Consider the following 21280-nt stretch of genomic DNA (forward strand, 5'->3'; position numbering starts at 1 on the left):
CAACTGTGGCCCGTCTCCGTAAGGAGGCGGGCCACAGTTATTTCAACTGCTTACCGTTGGACCAGGTTGTCGCGGATCTCGGTGAGGAGCGTGACCGTGGGATCGGCCGCCGGCTCATCTTCCGAGATTCCCAACTTGGCGTTGCGGCGCTCGATGAGGTGGTTCATCGGTGCTACCACGACGAAATAGATTGCGGCGGCTACCAGGACGAAGTTGACGATCGCGGTCAGCAAAACCCCGAACTGCAGGTCATTTCCGTTGATGGTTACCTTCGCGAAACTGTCAAAGTTGGGGGATCCAACCATGGCAGCGATCAGCGGCATGAGGACGTTCTTGACGAGTGCATCAACCACTGCACCGAAGGCGGCACCCATGACGACGGCTACGGCAAGGTCTACGACGTTGCCCTTCAGAATGAAATTCTTAAATCCACTCAACATGGCACCAAGCTAGTGCATGCTTGTGAATTCGAAGTGAGCAGCCGTTCAATTCCCGAGGAGTGTCGGGAAGTTCCCTGGTTAATCAACCGTTAGGGGTAGCCTGGCGCCGCTTCGAGTCCGAAATACTCCTCAAGGGTGCCGATGCCCCGCTTGGCCATATCCGTTGCGGCCTCAACCCCGATGAATCGCAAATGCCACGGCTCGTAGTAATAGCCGGTGATTTCATTGAGCATCCACGGGTACCTGACGACGAAGCCGTACTTGTATGCATTGGCCTTGGCCCAAACGGCGGCTGGCTGATCAGCGAAGCAGGGCTCGAAGCTGCACGCCCCGCCGCCGTCTCCGATGTCGAACGCCCAACCGGTCTGGTGTTCCGAGAATCCGGGACGGGCGGAAGCCGTGTCCGCGGAGGCCTGGCCGCGGGTGCTCACGTAGCCGTTGTATGTGGCGGTTTGGGTCTGAAAGGAACGATAGCCGGACGCCAGAGTCATGGTCACGCCGTCCGCGTCCGCTGCCGCGAAGAGCTTTTCGGCTGCTCCGGCGGTGGTGCCGTTGAGCAGGGACGCCTCTCCGCTGACTGCGAGTTGCACGCGTGGCTGTACCAAGTCGGCAGGGACAAACTGCAAAGGGGTCAGCGGCCGGCGCTTGTTGACGATGACCCACTGGCTCGCCGGGTCGCTCAGGGAAAACTGCTGGGACAGCACACCCGACGGCGGAGCCTTCGACGGCGGTGCGCTCGACGGCGGCTCGCTCGCCGGTGCGGCGGGAACCGGCGTCGTGGTCGTCGGCGTCGGCGTTGCGGTCTGCGGGCCCGAAGAGGACGGTGCGGATGTGGGCGAAGCGACCCGGGTATCCGGGCTGCAGGCCGCCAAGGCCGCCATTCCCACCCCTGCACCAAGTAGCGTTGCGAAGGACCTTCGGCTGGGACCGCAGGTGTAGCACATCCGTGCTAAACCTTTCGGAGCAGCATGCGGCGGATGGAATGGTCGGCGTCCTTGGTGAGGACGAGTTGCGCACGGCCACGGGTAGGGAGCACGTTTTCCTCAAGGTTGGGTTCGTTGATGCGCTTCCAAATGCCGCGTGCAGTTGCTTCCGCCTCGGCGTCGGAGAGCGTGGCGTAACGGTGGAAGTAGGATTCGGGCTGGGCGAACGCCGTGGTTCGAAGCTTGCGGAAACGGTCCACATACCAGTCTTCGATGTACGAGGTCTTGGCGTCAACGTAAATGGAGAAATCAAAGAAATCGCTCAGGGCCAAGCCTTGCCGGCCGTCCTGCCGGGGACGGGCGGGTGCCAAGACGTTGAGGCCCTCGACAATGAGGACATCAGGCCGTCGGACCACCACTTCCTTGTCCGGGACGATGTCGTAGGTGACGTGCGAATACCAAGGAGCGCGGACCTCTTCGGCACCCCCTTTGATCGCACTCACGAATCGAAGAAGTGCACGGCGGTCGTACGACTCCGGAAAGCCCTTGCGTTCGAGCAAATGCCGGCGCTTCAACTCAGCGAGCGGGTACAGGAACCCGTCGGTGGTGATGAGTTCGACGTTCGGAGTGCCAGGCCAACGGCGGAGCATCTCGCGCAGCACGCGGGCAATAGTGGACTTACCGACCGCCACCGAACCTGCGACGCCGATCACGAAGGGCGTGCGCTGGGTCTGCTCACCGAGGAAGGTGGTTGTGGCTGCATGAAGCTGCTGTGACGCCTGGACATAAAGGTGCAACAAGCGGGAGAGCGGAAGGTAGACCTCGCGGATTTCCTTCATGTCCAGGGGATCGCCGAGGCCGCGAAGCCGGATGATGTCCTCTTCGTTAAGCGGCTGCTCCATCTGTGCACCCAGCCGGGACCACGTCTGCCTGTCCAGCTCCACGAACGGAGAGGAGCTGTCGCCGTTCGCTTCATTGCGTTGCAAAGTCACTATAGAGATTCTGCCCCTCCGTTGGCTGATCCGGAAATACAGCATGAACGGCGGGAAGATTTTGTGTGAGCATGCTCTCCGGAAAAGGTGCGCTATCCCGCATATTCCGCGGCCTGGCCTACGTGCGGGCCCGGATATCCTACGTCCATTTCGAGGGGCACCCGCTACTCTTGTAGGCATGTGTGGAATCGTAGGTTACGTTGGCAATTCATCCCGCCGGGCAGATGCCGGGCACTCGGCTCTCGACGTCGTGCTTGAAGGACTCCGGAGGCTTGAATACAGGGGCTATGATTCAGCCGGAGTTGCCGTGGTGGCTGATGGAACCATCGCAGCCCGGAAGAAGTCGGGAAAACTAAGCAATCTGCTGAACGAGCTCGAGGGAAATCCGCTCCCGGACTCGCTGACCGGCATCGGCCACACCCGCTGGGCCACACATGGTGGACCCACCGACCAGAACGCCCACCCGCATCTGGCGGATGGCGGACGCTTGGCCATGATCCACAACGGAATCATCGAAAACTTCGCCGAGCTCAAGCTGGAGCTCATCGCCAAGGGTGTCACTTTCGAGTCCGAGACGGACACCGAGGTAGCGGCAGCGCTCCTGGGCGATATTTTCCGTAACCAGCTCAACGGTGACTCCTCCAACGGCAAGCTCACCAAAGCGATGCAGCTTGCCTGCCAGCGGCTCGAAGGTGCGTTCACGCTCCTCGCCGTGCACGCCGAGCGGCCGGACGTCGTCGTCGCAGCCCGTCGCAACTCCCCCCTTGTTGTAGGACTGGGGGAAGGCGAGAACTTCCTCGGCTCCGACGTCTCCGGTTTCATCGATCACACGCGCCGCGCCGTCGAGCTGGGCCAGGACCAGATCGTCACCATCACCGCCGAGACCGTGGAGATCACAGACTTCTTCGGGGCCCCCGCCCAGGGCAAGGAATACCACGTTGACTGGGACCCGGCTTCCGCGGAAAAGGGCGGCTTCAGCTCGTTCATGGAGAAGGAAATCCACGACCAGCCTGACGCAGTCACCCAGACCCTCCTCGGCCGCTCGGACATTAACGGCCAGCTGACCTTGAGCGAGCTCCGGATCGACCCTGAGCTGCTGAAGCAGGTCAACAAAATCATCGTCCTGGCTTGTGGCACGGCCGCATACGCCGGGATGGTCGCCAAGTACGCGATCGAGAACTGGTGCCGCATCCCCACCGAGGTGGAGCTCGCGCATGAATTCCGCTACCGCGACCCGATCGTGGACGCCAACACCCTGGTGGTGTCCATCAGCCAGTCCGGCGAGACCATGGACACCCTGATGGCCGTTCGTTACGCCCGCGAACAGGGCGCCAAGACGATCTCCATCTGCAACACCAACGGATCCACCATCCCGCGCGAATCCGATGCTGTTCTCTACACCCACGCCGGTCCGGAGATCGCCGTCGCTTCCACCAAGGCGTTCCTGGCCCAGATCACGGCCGCGTATCTGCTCGGTCTCTACCTCGCCCAGCTGCGCGGAAACATCTTCTCCGGCCAGATCAAGGACGTCCTGGCGGACCTTGGCAAGATACCCGCCCACATCCAGAAGATCCTCGACAACGCGGGTCCCATCCGTGAGCTCGCCCGCAGCATGAAGGACGAGAAGTCGGTGCTGTTCCTGGGCCGCCACGTCGGATTCCCGGTAGCGCTCGAGGGCGCGTTGAAGCTCAAGGAAATCGCGTACATCCATGCTGAAGGGTTCGCAGCCGGTGAGCTCAAGCACGGTCCGATTGCCTTGATCGACGAAGGGCAGCCCGTCTTTGTCGTGGTTCCCTCGCCTCGGGGCCGCGATTCCCTCCACGCGAAGGTCGTCAGCAACATCCAGGAAATCCGCGCCCGCGGTGCGCGTACCCTGGTGATCGCCGAGGAAGGCGACGAAGCCGTGCGGGCTTACGCCGAGCACGTTTTCTACGTCCCTCAGACGCCTACCCTGCTGATGCCGCTTCTCACAACTGTTCCGCTGCAGATTTTTGCTGCAGAGCTGGCCAAGGCCAAGGGATACGACGTGGACCAGCCGCGCAACCTTGCCAAGAGTGTGACCGTAGAATAGCCGCATGATTGTTGGCATAGGCGTAGACGTCGTAGACATAGAGCGCTTCGGGCGCCAACTCGAGCGGACCCCGGGCCTCCGTGACCGTTTGTTCGTTCCCGCGGAACGCGAACTCAACACGCGGTCCTTGGCCGCGCGCTTCGCGGCCAAGGAAGCCGTAGCCAAGGTCTTGGGGGCTCCGGCGGGCATGAACTGGCAGGACTGCTGGATCGGCCTGGACCAAAACGGCCCCACCATCAAGGTTAAGGGCACCGTGCTGGCAGTTGCCGAGTCCATGGGCGTGAAGCGCTGGCACGTGTCCATGAGCCACGACGGCGGAATCGCCACTGCCATGGTCATCGCCGAAGCCTAGCAGCGCAAGCAACCATGATCAGCGCCTTCACCGGAACACAGATCAGGGCAGCGGAACAACCGCTTCTTGATGCCGGCGAAGGCGCTCTTCTCATGCAGCGCGCAGCATACGGACTGGCAAACGCCGTCGTGCGTGAACTGCAGTCGGAAGGCCGCCGCCTTTACGGATCGAGCGTCACCGTGCTGGCGGGCAAGGGCAACAACGGCGGGGACGGTCTTTTCGCCGCGGCAATGCTCGCGAGGCGTGGCATGCGCACGACGGCAGTGCTCACCGCCGGTTCCGCCCATCCTGACGCCCTCGAGGCCGTCCGTGACGCGGGCGGACGCGTCCACGTCTTGGACCGGGACAACGCCGAAGAACTGGCAGTGCTGATTGCCGGCGACGATGCAGTCATCGATGCCATCTTGGGCACCGGTGCCCGTGGCGGCCTCGGGGGTCCGGCCGCGGAATTAATTGCCGCCCTGGAGGAGCTAAGGCCCAGTCTGGTGGTGGCCTGCGATACTCCCAGCGGAGTGGACGCCGACACAGGCGAGGTCCACTGGCCCGTATTGGCAGCGCGGCTGACCGTGGCATTCGGGGGAATCAAAGCCGGGCTGATGGCCGACCCGGGTGAGGGCCGCGCCGGCCGCGTGATCCTCGTGCCCATCGGCATCGAGGAGCATCTTCCGGCACCTGCCCTGCGCCGCTTCTCCGCCCTTGACCTGGCCGCCGTGCTTCCTGAGCCGGGGCGTCGGGCCCAGAAGTACACCAGGGGAGTCCTGGGCATCGTGGCAGGTTCCGAGCGCTACACCGGGGCCGCGGCTCTCTGTGTCGAGGCCGCCTCCGCGGGCGGTGCGGGAATGGTGCGGTACCTCGGTCCGGAAGTCGTGGCGCGGCAGGTCCTGGTACGGACCCCCGAAGCCATCTGGGAGCCGGCCGAGCCCGGCAGGGTCCAGGCGTGGCTGCTCGGTCCTGGCCTGGACGGAGCCGAACAACTCCAGCGAGCCCGCGACGTGCTGGCCGTAGCGGCCAGCGCCGGCCAGCCCGCCGTCGTCGACGCCGGAGCCCTGGAGCTCCTGCCGGAACGCTGCCCGCCGAACTGGATTCTCACCCCGCACGCCGGGGAGCTCGCGGCCCTTCTTGGCCGAGGCGAAGTGCGCGTAACGCGGGAGGACGTGGAATCGCGGACCGTGCACTTCGCCCGGCTTGCGGCCGAGCACACCGGTGCCATCGTCTTGCTCAAAGGTGCCACGACCGTAGTTGCTTCGCCTTCCGGGGCGGTCTTCAGCCAGTCGGATGGATGCGCGTGGATGTCAACGGCAGGCAGCGGGGACGTCCTTGGCGGGATTGTCGGCGCGTTGGCTGCGGCGTACGCGGAATCCGGGCTGGACGACGACGGACCCTTCGCAGCGTTGGGAATCGCCCCTGATGAGCGCTGGGCCGCGGTAGCCGCCGTCGGCGCGGGCATCCACGGAATGGCAGGCAGCGCAGCCTCGGCGGGCGGGCCATTGACCGCTTCCGATATTGCCCGGGCAGTCCCCGATGTCTTCCGATTTCTCGGGGAACATCGCGCCGGATGATCCCGGATGTTCCATGAAAGTCGCATAGTCTCGCTAGGCTGGCAGGAAGTTATCCGGCACATGAAGGAGAACACATGGACGTTTGGCCAGGATCCGCATACCCGTTGGGGGCTACTTTCGATGGGACGGGAACCAACTTCGCGCTGTTCAGCGAGAAGGCGGAAAAGGTGGAATTGTGTCTCTTCGACGACGACGGGGAAGAGATTTCCTACACCGTCAGCGAGGTGGACGGCTACGTTTGGCATTGCTATCTCCCGCACGTCCAGCCCGGACAGAAGTACGGCTACCGCGTGCACGGTCCGTATGACCCGGCTAACGGGCAGCGCTTCAATCCCAACAAGCTCCTCCTGGACCCTTACGCCAAGGCCATCCACCGGCAGATCGACTGGGACCCGGCGCTTTTCTCGTACAACATGGGGGATCCGGACTCCCGCAACGACAAGGACTCCGCGCCCCACATGATGATGGGCGTGGTCATCAACCCGTTCTTCGACTGGGACGGGGACCACCTCCCGCGGATCCCGTACCACCGTTCCGTGATTTACGAGGCGCATGTCAAGGGCCTGACCCAGCTCCACCCCGAGGTTCCTGAGGAGCAGCGCGGCACCTACGCCGGCGTCGCCCACCCGGCGGTGATTTCCCACTTGCAAAAGCTCGGCATCACGGCGATCGAGCTCATGCCGGTGCACCAGTTCACGAACGACGGCATCCTGCAGGACAAGGGGCTGAACAACTACTGGGGCTACAACACCATCGGGTTCTTTGCCCCGCACAACAGCTACAGCTCCAAGGGCGATACCGGCCAGCAGGTCCAGGACTTCAAGGCCATGGTCCGGTCCCTCCACCGGGCCGGCATCGAGGTCATTCTCGACGTCGTGTACAACCACACGGCCGAAGGCAACCACCTGGGCCCCACGCTGTCCTTCAAGGGGATCGACAACTCCGCGTACTACCGTCTGATGGAGGGCGACGAGAAGCACTACATGGACTACACGGGCACCGGCAACTCGCTGAACGTGCGCAGCCCGCATTCCTTGCAGTTGCTCATGGATTCGCTGCGCTACTGGGTCACCGAAATGCACGTGGACGGTTTCCGCTTCGACCTCGCATCCACGCTGGCCCGCGAATTCTATGACGTGGACAAGCTGTCCACGTTCTTCGAACTTATCCAGCAGGATCCGGTGGTTTCGCAGGTCAAGCTGATCGCCGAGCCGTGGGACGTCGGTCCCGGCGGCTACCAGGTGGGCAACTTCCCGCCGCAGTGGACGGAATGGAACGGCCAGTACCGGGACACGGTCCGCGACTTCTGGCGCGGCGAGCCCTCCACCCTCGGTGAGTTCGCCTCCCGGTTGACCGGATCGGCGGACCTTTACGAGCACTCAGGGCGCCGCCCGGTGGCTTCCATCAACTTCGTCACGGCCCACGATGGCTTCACCTTGGCCGACCTGGTGTCCTATAACGAGAAGCACAACGAGGCGAACGGCGAGGGCAACAACGACGGCGAATCCCACAACCGTTCCTGGAACTGCGGCGTCGAGGGGCCCACGGAGGACCCGAAGGTCCTGGGCCTTCGTGCCCGCCAGCAGCGGAACTTCATCGCCTCCATGCTCCTGTCCCAGGGAGTCCCGATGCTGCTGCACGGTGACGAGCTCGGCCGGACGCAACGGGGCAACAACAACGGCTACTGCCAGGACTCCGAGCTGACCTGGATCAACTGGGACAGCGTGGACCAGCCCTTGGTGGAGTTCACGGCCGCGGTCAGTGCTTTGCGCGCCAAGCACCCCACCTTCCGGCGCAGCCGATTCTTCGACGGACGCCCGGTACTGCGAGGCGAGGGCGAGAGGCTTCCGGACATCGTATGGCTCGACGTCGACGGAACCACCATGACGCCGTCGGACTGGGACAGCGGCTTCGGCCGCTCCGTGGGCGTGTTCCTCAACGGCGACGGAATCCGCGGCCGGGACAACCAGGGCCGGCGCATCACGGACGTCAACTTCCTGCTCTACTTCAACGCCCACGACGACGAAGTCGGCTTCAAGGTGCCCTCGGATGAATACGCACCTGCGTGGGACATCATCATCGACACCGCCGGTGGCGGAGCCGACACCGAACCCGTGCAGGCGGAAGCGGTCCTGGGTGTTGGGGCCAAATCGCTCGTCGTGTTGAGGGCACACAGCGTCCCGGACACGGACCCGGACCATTCGGTGGCGGCGTCCCTCGCCGCGTTGTCGCAGACAACCACCACCGAAACGGCTTCCTTGACTTCCCCGGCCACGCCGGCACCCTCCACCCGGACGCTCCAGGCTGTACCGGAAGCAGCCCCTGAACCGAAAAAGCACCATGCTCCGGAGCCGAAGGCTGACCCCGAAACCAAGCCTGCCGCTGCGCCGAAGAAGCCCAGAAAGCCACGCGCCCACAAGAACGGGGGATCATGAGGACACCCGTCTCCACATACAGGCTCCAGATCAGGCCCTCGTTCACGCTCCAGGACGCGGCGGCCCTCACGGGCTATCTGCGCGAGCTCGGGGTGGATTGGGTGTACGTGTCACCCATCCTGACGGCGGAGGAGGGCTCGGACCACGGTTACGACGTCACCGACCCCTCAACCGTTGATGCTTCGCGCGGCGGCGCCGAAGGGCTCGCCGCGCTCTCCAAGGCAGCACGGGAGGCCGGCCTCGGGGTCCTGGTGGACATCGTCCCGAACCACATGGGCGTTGCGTCGCCCCCGCAAAATGCTTGGTGGTGGTCCCTCCTCAAAGAGGGCAAGGCCTCCCGCTATGCGGAAGCGTTCGACGTCGATTGGGACTTCGCCGGCGGAAAGCTCCGGCTCCCGGTCCTCGGAAGCGACGACGACGTCGACAAGCTGGACGTGGTCGACGGCGAATTGCGCTACTTCGACCACCGCTTCCCGCTGGCCGAAGGCAGCTATGCCGCGGGTGAAAACGCCAGGGACGTCCATGCGCGCCAACACTATGAGCTGGTCGGCTGGCGCCGGGCCGACGACGAGCTGAATTACCGCCGGTTCTTCGCAGTCAACACCTTGGCCGGGATCCGCGTCGAGATCCCATGGGTCTACGATGAAGCCCACTCGGAGATCGCCCGATGGTTCCGTGACGGGCTTGTTGACGGGTTGAGGATCGATCACCCCGACGGGCTCGCTGACCCTGCCGGGTACCTGGAGCGCCTCAAGGAAACCACGGCCGGCTCCTATCTGCTCGTCGAGAAGATCCTTGAGCCGGGGGAGGAACTTCCGGAGAACTTCAACTGTGAGGGGACCACAGGCTACGACGCCCTCGCCGACGTCGACCGCCTTTTCGTGGATCCCGACGCCGAGGCGCAGCTTGATGCCTTGGATGCCAGGCTCCGGGGCACGGGCTCGCCCGTTGACTACCAGGCCATGATCCACGGAACCAAGCGGCGAATCACGGACGGCATCCTGCATTCGGAAATCCTCCGGCTCGCGCGGCTCGTCCCGGACGCTCCGGAGACGCCCCGTCCGGAGGTGGCAGACGCCCTGGCCGAGACCATCGCCTCGTTTCATGTCTACCGGAGCTATCTCCCGTACGGCAAAGACACCTTGGTTGAAGCCGTTGAACGGGCTGCCCGCACCAGACCGGAGTTGGAACAGGTCCTCAAGGCGCTGCTTCCGCTGCTGCTCGACGCCGGCAGCGAACTGGGCCGCCGCTTCCAGCAGACCTCCGGCATGGTCATGGCCAAGGGCGTGGAAGACACTGCGTTCTTCCGCTACACGCGCCTTGGGACGCTGACCGAGGTGGGAGCGGATCCCACGGAATTCGCCTTGTCCGGGGCCGGATTCCACGAGCGGATGGTACGTCGCCAGGCACTGCTGCCGCTGTCCATGACCACACTGACCACCCACGACACGAAACGCAGCGAAGACACCCGGGCCAGGATCTCCGCTATCTCCGAGACGGTCGCCGAATGGGAACCATTCGTGGATCGTATGCAGGAAATGGCTCCGATTCCCGACGGGCCACTCGCCGTCCTCGTATGGCAAGCCATCGCGGGTGCCTGGCCGGCCAGTCGTGAACGCCTCCACGGTTATGTGGTCAAGGCTGCACGCGAAGCCGGCAACTCCACCAGCTGGACCGAGCCGAACGAAGAGTTCGAAGCGAAGCTGGCTTCCGCCGTCGACGCCGTCTTCGACGTGCCGGAGGTGACGACCGCCCTGGAAGAGTTCGTTGCCCTCGTGGACCCGTATGGGACGTCGAACTCATTGTCGGCAAAGATTGTCCAGCTGACCATGCCGGGCGTACCGGACGTCTACCAAGGCACGGAGTTCTGGGATCGTTCACTCACCGACCCGGACAACCGGCGCGCGGTCGACTTCGAACGGCGGAGGGCCGCTCTCGCAGCCCTCGACGCCGGTGTCCAGACTGAAGCGAGGGACGAGCTGGCGAAACTGCTGCTGACTTCCCGGGCCCTGCGGTTGCGCCGGGACAGGCCGGAGCTTTTCGCTGGCTACAGTGCTGTCAATCCGGAGGGTCCCGCGGCCGACCATCTCATCGCCTTCGACCGTGGCGCCCTTGCCGCCGGTGGCGGTGCCATCACCTTGGCAACCAGGCTCCCGCGGAAGCTCCAGCGGAACGGCGGGTGGCAGGACACGTTCATTCATCTTCGGAGCGCAGTCCAGGATCAACTGACAGGCAACAGTTACCCTGCGGGCGAGGTTCACGTCGCGAGGCTTCTGCAGAGATACCCGGTGGCCTTGCTTGTGCCCATTGGCTAGCCAGAGCACCAACAACGGCGGGCAAACGAAGCCCGAACGAGACAATTGAGGGGAAGCGATGGCCGAGAAGACCAGCGCGGGGAAACAGTTCGACGTGTGGGCCCCGTTTGCAGAATCTGTCACTTTGCTTGCGGAGGGTCAGCACCACGAAATGCGGTCGGACGACGACGGCGCCGCGGGCTGGTGGACGGCAGACGTACCCCGGCGGGCCGGAACTGACTACGGCTACCTGGTGAACGGGGAGGGGCCCTTTCCCGATCCGAGGTCGCAGCGCCAGCCGGACGGGGTCCATGCCCATTCCCGCACCTTCGACGCCACGTCCTATGCCTGGAACGACTCGGATTGGGCGGGACGCGGGCTCGGCGGCGCTGTCATCTACGAGCTTCACCTCGGTACCTTCACTCCGGAAGGCACGCTGGACGCTGCAGCGGAAAAACTGGACTACATCGTTGAACTTGGAATCGACTTCGTGGAGCTTCTGCCAGTCAATGCCTTCAACGGCCCCCACAACTGGGGGTACGACGGCGTGCTGTGGTTCGCCGTCCACGAGGGCTACGGGGGACCGGAGGCGTATCAGCGATTCGTGGATGCGGCGCATGCTGCCGGACTAGGCGTGATCCAGGATGTGGTCTACAACCATCTGGGGCCTAGCGGTAACTACCTGCCGAAATTCGGCCCCTACCTGAAATCCGGCGAAGGGAACACATGGGGCGACTCGGTGAATCTGGACGGCCCCGGCTCCGACGAAGTCCGTCAATACATCCTGGACAACGCCGCCATGTGGTTGAGCGACTTCCACGTGGACGGGCTGCGCCTTGACGCCGTACACGCCCTGCGCGATGAGCGGGCCGTCCATATCCTGGAAGACCTAGCCAGCCTCGCGGATGGCATCGAAGCGGAAACAGGCGTCCCCAAGACCTTGATTGCGGAATCGGACCTGAACAATCCGCGCCTGATCTACCGCCGGGATACCAATGGCTACGGCCTGGAAGGGCAGTGGAGCGACGACTTCCACCACGCCGTGCATGTGAACCTCACCGGGGAGACAGCTGGCTACTATGCGGATTTCGATTCCTTGGGCGCACTGGCGAAGGTGCTTGAACACGGATTCTTCCACGACGGGAGCTACTCGAGCTTTCGCGGCAGGCATCATGGCCGCCCCATTCGCCCGGGGCTCGTTCATCCTGCCGCGTTGGTGGTCTGCAACCAAAACCACGATCAAATCGGCAACCGCGCGGCCGGTGATCGCCTGAGTTCGAGCCTGTCCTACGGCAGGCTCGCGCTGGCCGCCGTGCTGACTATGACGTCGCCGTTCACTCCGATGCTCTTCATGGGCGAAGAATTCGGTGCGTCCACGCCGTGGCAGTTTTTCACCTCGCATCCTGAGGAATGGCTGGCTGAGGCTACGGCAAAGGGCCGGCTCAAGGAATTCGAACGGATGGGCTGGGACCCTGCGTTGGTGCCCAACCCCCAGGATCCGGAGACGTTTGAACGTTCCAAGCTCAAGTGGGAGGAAGCACACGACGGCGATCACGCCCGATTGCTGGACCTTTACCGGGCGCTGGCGAACCTCAGGCGCTCGACTCCGGAGCTTGCGGGCGGCGGATTCACTGACACACACGTCGACTTCAGCGAAGAGGACAAATGGCTGGTTCTTAGCAGGGGCGCGGTAAGGGTTGCCTGCAACTTCGGGGACCGGACCCTGACGAAGGCGATGGATGGCGAAGTCCTGCTCGCCACGGACTCCACTGCCGCCGTCGGGAACGGAAAGCTGACCCTCCCGGGCGAGAGCGCCGCCGTCGTGCGCCTTAAGTAAGGCGGTGGCCGCCCCGAACGGTGAGCTCCGGCTCCCCGGCACCTCACCACAGGCTCCAAGGGGGATGGCCCGGTAAATGTGTTTGAGGTAGGCTCCGCAACATGCTGCTGCGCGGTCGAAAACAAAACTGGGGATTTCGTAGAATTCCGCGATCTTGCGAACGTTTCTTCCGAAATTTGGTTCAAGCGCTCGACAGGCTGATTACTGCGGAGCGCCTGCGGAACTATCCGATGATTTTCATAGTCCTGGGTGCGCTCATGACGGTCGTTTCGTCCGCGCAGCGCGTCATTGATCCCGGAGCGCAGGGGGCATTTCTCCCTGACTATCTCGCACATTGGACGGGAGGCGGACTCCTTCTATCTGGTGAACGTGACGGGCTGTACGACCCCGCAATCCAGTTGGGGCATCAGGTTACAGCCTTGGGTCCGACCGCCTACTTGGCATGGTTTGTTTCTCCTCCACTCGTCGCGGCCCTGTACGCACCCCTTTCAGTGTTGAACTACAACGTGAGCGCGGCATGCTGGGTAGTCTTGAGCGCTTCGATGTTGATCTGGTGTGTTCATAGCCTTGGCTTCCTCGCCCCGAACCTCATGCGACGACGGCGCAAATATGTGTTCCTGGCAATATTCGCTTCCGCACCGGTTCTTGAATTGATAGGTGGCGGGCAGGATTCTGCATTCGTACTCGCCGTTTGGCTCGTCGGGCTGCGCCTCATGGCAACGCGCCGTCAAGGCCTCGCGGGGGCGGTTATTGGTCTTGGGTTCTTGAAACCCCAGCTGGTAGTTCTAGTCCCATTCGTCCTGCTTTTCACTCGAAAATACAGGGCACTCGCAGCCTTCGTGGCGGTTGTGGCGGGACTGTCTGGGATATCGGTACTACTTGTTGGAATCGACGGAGTCCAACATTGGGTGGCCGCAATCACTAGTTCGGTCTACAACGAACAGGTCCAGCAAGGCCAAGCCTGGAAGATGGTGAGCCTTCCGGCGTTCATCATCGCCATTCTGCCGCCGGGATGGAGTGCTTGGCTCGCCACATACGTGGGGTGGGCATTCATCTCCGTCGGTTTTGTTTTTCTCCTCCAAAGAATCCGGGCAGCCAGTACTACCACTGTGGACACCCAAGCCGTATGGGTGGCCACGCTGGCAACCACCGTCGTATTCTCGCCCCATCTAATGATCTACGACGCTGTCCTCCTCGTCCCCGTCGCGCTCTTTCTCTTGGAACGGCGACCGTCTGCTTTTATCCGTGTGATGTTGGTGGCAGCATTCGTGCTGATGTGGCTGGCTCCGGCGCTGCACGTGCTGTCCTTATCGGTGCCGTGGCCCTTTGCGGCTGTAAGTGCCCCTTGGGCGTCGCTACCCCTAACCGCCCTCTGGGTCGAATCGCTAAAGGAGGTACTGACCCGGCGCAGCCCGTCCCCACAATCAGCGATGGTGAATTTGGACCCTGGTAAGTGACCGCGCCCACATGACGGACATCGCACTTCGAGCCTCGAAGGCGGTGGCAGGATGGTAGGTATGACTTATTCGGCTGCGGAAAACCGCTATGAAACCATGCCCTACCGCCGCGTCGGACGCAGCGGCCTCAAACTTCCCGCGATCTCGCTGGGACTGTGGCACAACTTCGGCGACGACAAGCGTTTCGAAGAGCAGCGCGCCATCCTCCGCCGGGCGTTCGATCTGGGGGTCAACCACTTCGACCTGGCCAACAACTATGGTCCGCCGGATGGATCGGCCGAAACGAACTTCGGCCGCCACCTGAAGGACGACTTCAAGCCGTATCGCGACGAGCTCGTCATTTCGACCAAGGCCGGTTACTACATGTGGCCCGGCCCTTTCGGAGAATGGGGCTCCCGCAAGTACCTGCTCTCCAGCCTCGACCAGTCGCTTCAGCGCATGGGACTGGACTATGTGGACATCTTCTACAGCCACCGTCCCGATCCCGAAACCCCGCTGGAAGAAACCATGGGCGCCCTGGACCACGCAGTCCGTTCTGGCAAGGCCCTCTACGCCGGAATCTCCTCCTACACCCCGGAGCAGACCCTTGAGGCAGCCCGGATTCTCAAGGAGATGGGCACGCCGCTGCTCATCCACCAGCCCAGCTATTCCATGCTCAACCGCTGGACCGAGAACGGTTCGCCCAACCTCTACGAAACGCTGGACCAGGTTGGTGCTGGATCCATCGCCTTCTCCCCGCTGGCACAGGGGATGCTCACCAACCGGTACCTGAACGGAATCCCCGCGGATTCACGCGCTGCCAAGGAACGGTTCCTGTCGGAATCAGCGCTTACTGAGGAAAAGCTGAGCCGGGTGCGTGGTTTGAACGCCATTGCCGACGGACGCGGCCAGACCCTCGCCCAGATGGCCATCGCCTGGATCCTGCGCGATCAGCCCAAGGGTTCGCCTGTGACCTCGGCGCTTGTCGGGGCGTCCAGCGTGGCCCAGCTCGAGGACACCGTGTCCGCGATCAACAACCTCGACTTCACGTCGGAGGAACTGACAGCGATTGACGAGTTCGCCGTCGAATCCGACATCAATCTGTGGGCGCAGAAGTAGATTCGGAAACTTAACACACTTGCGGGGCCGGCTGGGAACAAAGCCGGCCCCGTTTGGGTTGGCTACAATGCTAAGAGCGCCGAATGGCGCTGTGCCTTTAAGACGCCGTCGTACATTCAGGTACTGACGCGCTAGGCACCTGAGGTTAGTTCTCAAAGGAGTTCCGTGTCTTCACATCCGATTCGTGTCGCCATTGTCGGCGTAGGTAACTGCGCCGCTTCGCTGGTCCAAGGTGTCCACTACTATCGCGATGCCGACCCCCAGGCCACGATTCCGGGTCTGATGCATGTTGAGTTCGGCAAGTACCACGTCAACGACGTCCAGTTCGTCGCTGCGTTCGACGTCGACAGCAAGAAGGTCGGCCTCGACCTCGCTGACGCCATCGGCGCCAGCGAGAACAACACCATCAAGATCGCTGACGTGCCTTCCACTGGTGTGACCGTGCAGCGCGGCCACACCCTGGACGGCCTGGGCAAGTACTACCGCGAGACCATCGTCGAGGCCCCGGAAGAGGCAGTGGACATCGTTGCCGCACTGCGCGAAGCCAAGGCCGACGTCATGGTCTGCTACCTGCCCGTTGGTTCCGAGGACGCCGCGCATTTCTACGCCCAGTGCGCCATCGACGCCGGCGTTGCCTTCGTCAACGCCTTGCCCGTCTTCATCGCCGGCACCAAGGAATGGGCCGACAAGTTCACCGTCGCCGGCGTGCCGATCGTCGGCGATGACATCAAGAGCCAGATCGGCGCCACGATCACCCACCGCGTCATGGCCAAGCTCTTCGAGGACCGCGGCGTCACGTTGGACCGCACGTACCAGCTCAACGTCGGCGGCAATATGGACTTCAAGAACATGCTGGAGCGCGACCGTCTGGAATCCAAGAAGATCTCCAAGACCCAGGCCGTGACCTCCAACGTCGAGGCCGTCCTGCACGCCGACGACGTCCACATCGGCCCGTCGGACTACGTCGCCTGGCTCGATGACCGCAAGTGGGCGTTCGTCCGCCTCGAAGGCCGCAACTTCGGCGATGCCCCGGTGTCGCTCGAGTACAAGCTCGAGGTCTGGGACTCCCCGAACTCGGCCGGTGTGATCATCGACGCCATCCGCGCCGCCAAGATCGGCCTGGACCGTGGCATCGGCGGCCCGCTGCTCTCTGCTTCCAGCTACTTCATGAAGTCCCCGCCGGAGCAGTTCAACGACGACCTCGCCCGCGAAAAGGTCGAGGCCTTCATCCGCGGCGACGTCGAGCGCTAACCCCGGCTCACTTATATCGGCTTTTGGCCGGACGCTCGCTCACGTATGCCGGGTTTTGGCCGGACGCTCGCTCAGGTATGCCGGGTTTTGGCCGGACGCTCGCTCACTGATAGGTGAGCGGGCGTCTGTCGTTTAACGCTGGCTCACTACACGGCGCTGGCAAAGCCGGATGCGACGGCGGGATTAACCCACGCCGATCGCAGTGCCTTCTTGATCTTCTTGGTAGCCAGCTCGAAACCATCCGCCAAATCGTCCCTGCGGAATACGAGGACGGTCCATCCGGCCGCTTCGAAGGCTTTGTTCCGGCGTCGATCACTTAGTGTCTGCGCCTCCTCAAGGTGATGGCCGCCGTCGTACTGAATGGCGACCCGCCTTTGACGGAACCCCAAATCGGCCGACGGCGAGAACGGATCGTCACTTCGCAACTTGAGTTGAAGTTCGGGTTCGGGAATTCCAGCGTCCATCATGGCCAAGCGAAGCAGGGACTCTGGCGCCGAATCCGCGCCTACGCGCATCAGTTCGAGAGCCTGCCGGGCACGCACGACGCCCTGCAAATTTGGATGCCGCTCCACCAAGGCGTGCAGTTCTTCAAGGGTTGCGAACGGTGTGTCTCGTCCTTCCAACGCCTGGCGGGGTACGCGAATCAGCTCGTCGCCCATACAGACGAGGTCGTTCAAAGGCAGCAGCCGGGCCATGTCCAGCCAAGTGCGCGGGCGCGTGCTTATGCGTATTCCATCAACGGATTCGACCTCGTCCTCGGCCGTGATCACCCTATGCCCGATCACGCCTTTCCGACGCGCTCCAGGCACCGATCGCGGCTTGCTGAGGTGCAGTTCCGTCGAATCGGCAAGCCACGGCGGAAGGCAGGAACAGCGAAGGCGCGCTGCCGTCACATGGGAGATCCAGGCCCCTGGGGTAGCGGCCGACAGCGCACGGGCGGCGGACTCAAGATCGAAGTCCCAGTCGATCGGACGGTAGAGGCTGCGGCTGACGCGTTCGACGTCGGCGCGAAGCAGGCGGCTGCGCGGGACACCTTGGGCTTGGGCCTGGGTGAGCGTGAACGGACCTGAAAGCAGTTGAGCGGGAAGGGCAAACTCTTTTCGCATACCCGCATTGTGCCGCAAACCGACCGGTGCCCGCAGAAGTTATCCACAGGCCCGGGACTCGGCTGTACGACTTGTCCGCCGCGTGCGACATATGTGAGCGAGCGTTCCGCGAAAGTGCGACATATGTGAGCGAGCGTTCCGCGAAAGTGCGACATATGTGAGCGAGCGTTCCGCGAAAGTGCCACATAAGTGAGCGAGGCCCTCATCGTCAAGCTGGTTGTGAGTCATTCATTACCTTTTGATTGAAGGAGCCGGCGATGGCCGTTGATAACAAGGGTTTTACGCGTGAAGAGATCCGTGAGTTCATGCATGAGTACTATTTGCAGCCGCACGGGTCGAGGAAGGAATGGATGGCCTCGACGTCCGTTTCGGAATGGACGTTCCGCCGGTGGCGCAAGATGATGGTCCAGGGCGATATCGACCGTGGCCTGATTCCGCGGGAGCATGGAGGCATGGTCCCGACGAATCGTGAACTCTCCGCGTTTGAAAAAGCACGCGCGAAGGAAATGGCTGCCCACCGTGCCGAAGTCGAAAAACTCCAGAAGCGGGTGCAGGAGCTGGAGGACACGAATTCCGCGCTGGGAAAAGCTATCGGGCTCTTGCACGAGTTGAGCGTGCCAGAGCCCGATACAACCCCGACGAGCGCTCACAACGATTCATAGCGGCCGAGAACACTCTGGTCCTGGAACTGCATGTGATCATCGGCTCCCAGCGGACAGCGCTCAAGCTGGCGGGCCTCTCGCGCGGGACCTGGCATTACCGGTCCAATCCCCGTCCGGCGGTGCAGCACCCGATCCACCAGAGCGACCGGGCCTACGAATCCCGGATCAGCTCCGCGCATCAGGACCGGATCCTGGGGCTCATCCTGGCCAGCTGGGAGAAGGGCAACTCCGTTGACCATGCCTTCGCCACAGCCTGGGACAACGGCGAGCTGCTCGCCTCCAACCGCTCGTGGTGGCGGATCGCGGCAGACTACGAGGACCAGCAGGCCCGCCCAACCATCCCGCGCAAGCGTTGGGGCACGCGTGGTTCCTCTGAAAAGCCGGTGGTCAAGGCCACCGGACCCTGCCAGGTCTGGTCCTGGGACATCACCGACATCTATGCCAAGTGGCAGGGCAAGGTTTTCAAGGTGTACTCCATCATGGACATCTTCTCCCGGGAAATCGTCGGCTGGCGGGTGGAGGAACGCGAGTCCGACCACCTCGCCGCGCAGATGTTCAAGACAGCCATCGCCCGGCACGGCGCCCCGCGCATCGTGCATGCCGATTCAGGCCCGGCCATGAGATCAACCCTGCTCCGTGACACCCTCACCGCCCACGGCGTGGAACTCAGCCATAACCGCCCGTACGTCTCCAACGACAATCCCTTCTCGGAGTCAGGCTTTCGCACGATGAAATACCGGCCCGGCTACCCCCGGATCTTTAACGATCTCGAGGCCGCCAGGGAGTACCTCACCTGCTACGTGCACTGGTACAGCACCGATCACAAACACTCCGGCATCGCACTGTTCTCACCATCACAGGTCCACGACGGGTCGTGGAAAGAACTCTGGACCAAGCGAGACAAAGTCCACCAGGACTACTACGAACGACACCCGGGAAGATTCCGCCGCCGACCCACCACACCGGCCCCCGCCACATACGCCGGGATCAACCTCCCCCAGACCAAAACACCCCAAAAACTAGCCCAGTGACTCCACACAGCTTGACAACTTTCGAGGGTTTCGTAAAGACGGCACATAGCTGAGCGAGGGTCAGAAGAGGCCCACCGGATTTCCGTGCTCATCGACGTCCATTCGCATCGCGGCGGGCTCCTTGGGCAAACCGGGCATGGTCATGACAGCACCTGTCAGAGCGACAATGAAGCCCGCTCCGGTCTTGGGAATCAGCTCGCGCACGTGCACCGTGAACCCCTTGGGGGCGCCCAACTGGGAGGCATCGTCGGTGAATGAATACTGCGTCTTTGCCATGCAAACGGGCATTCCGCCCCAGCCATTTTTCCGGATGTCCGCCAGGCGCCGGAGCGCAGGAACCGAGAACTCAACGCCGTCGGCGCCGTAGATTTCCTGCACGATCGTGCGGATCTTGTCCTCCACAGACAGGTTCAGAGGGTACAAGTGCCGGAAGTCCGACGGCGCTGCTGCCGCCACCGCCGCGGCGACCTTCGCCGCGAGCTCGTCACCGCCGTCGCCCCCACCACCTCTGCCCCAGACATCCGCCACCGCCGCCTGGACTCCTTCCTGGGCGCACCAAGCCAGCAGCCATTCGAGCTCTTCTGTTGTGTCCGTCGCGAATTTGTTGATTGCAACAACGGGGGTGACGCCAAACTTCTCGACATTGTGCACATGCCGTTTCAAGTTCTCGACGCCGGCAGCGAGCGCTTCGACATCCGGCTCCTTGAGAAGCTCCTTCGGGACGCCGCCCTGCATCTTCAGAGCCCTAATCGTCGCGACCACGACGACGGCCGACGGCGCAACGTCTGCGATGCGCGACTTGATGTCCATGTACTTTTCGGCACCAAGGTCGGCGCCGAATCCGGCCTCCGTGACGACAATGTCGGCGAGCTGTTGGGCCGTTCGCGTGGCGATGAGCGAGTTGCAGCCGTGCGCGATATTGGCGAACGGGCCGCCATGCACAAGGGCCGGGGTTCCTGCGATGGATTGCACGAGATTCGGTTTGATGGCGTCCTTCAGGAGCATGGTCAGCGCACCCTGGACACCAAGATCGGCCACGGTGACCGGCCGCCGGTCATAGCTGTATCCGAAAGTGATGCGGCCGAGGCGCTCGCGGAGATCATCCAAGTCCGTTGCGAGGCAGAAGACGGCCATGATTTCGGAGGCGACGGTGATGTCAAAACCGTCCTGTCGCGGCACGCCTTGAGCGGGGCCGCCCAGGCCGATGATGACCTCGCGCAACGCGCGGTCGTTCATATCGAGGACGCGTTTGAACGTCATACGCCGCGGATCAATGTTGAGCTCGTTGCCTTGGAAGATGTGGTTGTCCACGAGGGCCATCAGGGCATTATTGGCCGAGGTGATCGCGTGGAAGTCGCCGGTGAAATGCAGGTTGATCTCGTCCATGGGAAGAACTTGGGAGTAGCCGCCCCCGGTCGCGCCTCCCTTCATCCCGAGGATCGGTCCAAGGGACGGTTCGCGTAGCGCGATCATCACGCGGTGCCCGGCCCGCGCCAAGGAATCGGCGAGGCCTACCGTGGTTGTGGACTTCCCCTCACCCGCCGGGGTCGGGGACATAGCCGAGACGAGGACTATCTTGCCCGCGCGTTTGGCGTCCGGGAGACGGAGCTTGGCCGGATCGATTTTCGCCTTGAACCGGCCGTACAGTTCCAACGCATCGATGTTGATCCCGGCACGCTCCCCGATCTCCTCGATGGGACGTATCGCTGCATTCTGGGCAATTTCGAGGTCGCTCAAGATCTTGTTTTCAGACATCCTTGTCCTCAACTCTG

General features: G+C 63.0%; 16 protein-coding genes. 11 read left to right on the top strand and 5 right to left on the bottom strand.

The features are described 5' to 3' along the window. Positions 1-50 precede the first annotated feature (50 nt). From mscL to coaA, 3 genes are all read right to left on the bottom strand, one after another. A complete protein-coding gene (gene mscL, locus ACSVHC_RS16615; RefSeq protein ID WP_437771034.1) occupies positions 51-440 on the bottom strand; it encodes a large conductance mechanosensitive channel protein MscL in 390 nt (129 codons plus the stop codon). Positions 441-529: 89 nt separating this feature from the next. Next, on the bottom strand, positions 530-1384 hold the full coding sequence (locus tag ACSVHC_RS16620; protein ID WP_437771033.1) for a M15 family metallopeptidase: 855 nt from the start codon (positions 1382-1384) through the stop codon (positions 530-532). Positions 1385-1389: 5 nt separating this feature from the next. Then, entirely contained in the window at positions 1390-2400 is a 1011-nt protein-coding gene (coaA, locus tag ACSVHC_RS16625; protein ID WP_236812222.1) for a type I pantothenate kinase, read from the bottom strand. A gap of 133 nt (positions 2401-2533) precedes the next feature. On the opposite strand from coaA, the gene glmS reads away from it, so the two are divergent. From glmS to ACSVHC_RS16670, 9 genes are all read left to right on the top strand, one after another. Continuing rightward, positions 2534-4426, top strand: a complete 1893-nt coding sequence (gene glmS / locus ACSVHC_RS16630; protein ID WP_437771032.1) for a glutamine--fructose-6-phosphate transaminase (isomerizing) — start codon at positions 2534-2536, stop codon at positions 4424-4426. 4 nt (positions 4427-4430) lie between these two features. Then, positions 4431-4778: a holo-ACP synthase gene (locus tag ACSVHC_RS16635; protein ID WP_236812218.1), complete on the top strand. Its 348-nt coding sequence runs from the start codon at positions 4431-4433 to the stop codon at positions 4776-4778. A 14-nt stretch (positions 4779-4792) separates the two neighbouring features. Then, the gene (locus ACSVHC_RS16640) at positions 4793-6337 is read left to right on the top strand and encodes an NAD(P)H-hydrate epimerase (RefSeq protein ID WP_437771031.1); all 1545 of its coding nucleotides are present in this window, start codon (positions 4793-4795) and stop codon (positions 6335-6337) included. Between the two features lie 74 nt (positions 6338-6411). Then, positions 6412-8772 (top strand): glycogen debranching protein GlgX, encoded by a 2361-nt coding sequence (glgX, locus tag ACSVHC_RS16645; RefSeq protein ID WP_437771030.1) that lies wholly within the window; start codon positions 6412-6414, stop codon positions 8770-8772. Beyond that, positions 8769-11087, top strand: coding sequence for a malto-oligosyltrehalose synthase (gene treY / locus ACSVHC_RS16650; RefSeq protein ID WP_439181138.1), 2319 nt, complete (start codon positions 8769-8771; stop codon positions 11085-11087). The genes glgX and treY overlap by 4 nt, the downstream gene beginning before the upstream one ends. A 58-nt stretch (positions 11088-11145) precedes the next feature. Continuing rightward, positions 11146-12903: a malto-oligosyltrehalose trehalohydrolase gene (gene treZ / locus ACSVHC_RS16655; protein ID WP_437771028.1), complete on the top strand. Its 1758-nt coding sequence runs from the start codon at positions 11146-11148 to the stop codon at positions 12901-12903. A 101-nt stretch (positions 12904-13004) separates the two neighbouring features. Then, complete coding sequence (locus tag ACSVHC_RS16660) at positions 13005-14360, top strand: glycosyltransferase family 87 protein (protein WP_437771027.1); 1356 nt, start codon at positions 13005-13007, stop codon at positions 14358-14360. A gap of 60 nt (positions 14361-14420) precedes the next feature. Further along, positions 14421-15458, top strand: coding sequence for an L-glyceraldehyde 3-phosphate reductase (mgrA, locus tag ACSVHC_RS16665; protein ID WP_437771026.1), 1038 nt, complete (start codon positions 14421-14423; stop codon positions 15456-15458). Positions 15459-15623: 165 nt separating this feature from the next. After that, positions 15624-16709 carry an inositol-3-phosphate synthase gene (locus ACSVHC_RS16670; RefSeq protein ID WP_437771025.1) on the top strand — a complete coding sequence of 362 codons (1086 nt, stop codon included), beginning with the start codon at positions 15624-15626 and terminating at the stop codon, positions 16707-16709. A 146-nt stretch (positions 16710-16855) separates the two neighbouring features. On the opposite strand, the gene ACSVHC_RS16675 is transcribed toward ACSVHC_RS16670, so the two are convergent. Further along, positions 16856-17815: a DUF559 domain-containing protein gene (locus ACSVHC_RS16675; RefSeq protein ID WP_437771024.1), complete on the bottom strand. Its 960-nt coding sequence runs from the start codon at positions 17813-17815 to the stop codon at positions 16856-16858. A gap of 257 nt (positions 17816-18072) precedes the next feature. On the opposite strand from ACSVHC_RS16675, the gene ACSVHC_RS16680 reads away from it, so the two are divergent. Next, complete coding sequence (locus ACSVHC_RS16680) at positions 18073-18477, top strand: hypothetical protein (protein ID WP_437771023.1); 405 nt, start codon at positions 18073-18075, stop codon at positions 18475-18477. 32 nt (positions 18478-18509) lie between these two features. Next, complete coding sequence (locus ACSVHC_RS16685; protein ID WP_437771022.1) at positions 18510-19508, top strand: transposase; 999 nt, start codon at positions 18510-18512, stop codon at positions 19506-19508. A 60-nt stretch (positions 19509-19568) separates the two neighbouring features. Here the strand turns inward: ACSVHC_RS16685 and ACSVHC_RS16690 are convergent, their stop codons facing one another. Further along, a complete protein-coding gene (locus ACSVHC_RS16690; protein ID WP_437771021.1) occupies positions 19569-21263 on the bottom strand; it encodes a formate--tetrahydrofolate ligase in 1695 nt (564 codons plus the stop codon). Positions 21264-21280: the final 17 nt, after the last annotated feature.

The sequence above is a fragment of the Arthrobacter sp. KNU-44 genome, from assembly GCF_051843155.1.
GTDB lineage: Bacteria > Actinomycetota > Actinomycetes > Actinomycetales > Micrococcaceae > Arthrobacter.

Excerpts from the sequence above, each read along its gene's own strand:
- mscL (WP_437771034.1), bottom strand. The coding sequence starts at position 440 with ATGTTGAGTGGATTTAAGAATTTCATTCTGAAGGGCAACGTCGTAGAC.
- ACSVHC_RS16620 (WP_437771033.1), bottom strand. The coding sequence starts at position 1,384 with ATGTGCTACACCTGCGGTCCCAGCCGAAGGTCCTTCGCAACGCTACTT.
- coaA (WP_236812222.1), bottom strand. The coding sequence starts at position 2,400 with ATGCTGTATTTCCGGATCAGCCAACGGAGGGGCAGAATCTCTATAGTG.
- glmS (WP_437771032.1), top strand. The coding sequence starts at position 2,534 with ATGTGTGGAATCGTAGGTTACGTTGGCAATTCATCCCGCCGGGCAGAT.
- ACSVHC_RS16635 (WP_236812218.1), top strand. The coding sequence starts at position 4,431 with ATGATTGTTGGCATAGGCGTAGACGTCGTAGACATAGAGCGCTTCGGG.
- ACSVHC_RS16640 (WP_437771031.1), top strand. The coding sequence starts at position 4,793 with ATGATCAGCGCCTTCACCGGAACACAGATCAGGGCAGCGGAACAACCG.
- glgX (WP_437771030.1), top strand. The coding sequence starts at position 6,412 with ATGGACGTTTGGCCAGGATCCGCATACCCGTTGGGGGCTACTTTCGAT.
- treY (WP_439181138.1), top strand. The coding sequence starts at position 8,769 with ATGAGGACACCCGTCTCCACATACAGGCTCCAGATCAGGCCCTCGTTC.
- treZ (WP_437771028.1), top strand. The coding sequence starts at position 11,146 with ATGGCCGAGAAGACCAGCGCGGGGAAACAGTTCGACGTGTGGGCCCCG.
- ACSVHC_RS16660 (WP_437771027.1), top strand. The coding sequence starts at position 13,005 with ATGCTGCTGCGCGGTCGAAAACAAAACTGGGGATTTCGTAGAATTCCG.
- mgrA (WP_437771026.1), top strand. The coding sequence starts at position 14,421 with ATGACTTATTCGGCTGCGGAAAACCGCTATGAAACCATGCCCTACCGC.
- ACSVHC_RS16675 (WP_437771024.1), bottom strand. The coding sequence starts at position 17,815 with ATGCGAAAAGAGTTTGCCCTTCCCGCTCAACTGCTTTCAGGTCCGTTC.
- ACSVHC_RS16680 (WP_437771023.1), top strand. The coding sequence starts at position 18,073 with ATGGCCGTTGATAACAAGGGTTTTACGCGTGAAGAGATCCGTGAGTTC.
- ACSVHC_RS16690 (WP_437771021.1), bottom strand. The coding sequence starts at position 21,263 with ATGTCTGAAAACAAGATCTTGAGCGACCTCGAAATTGCCCAGAATGCA.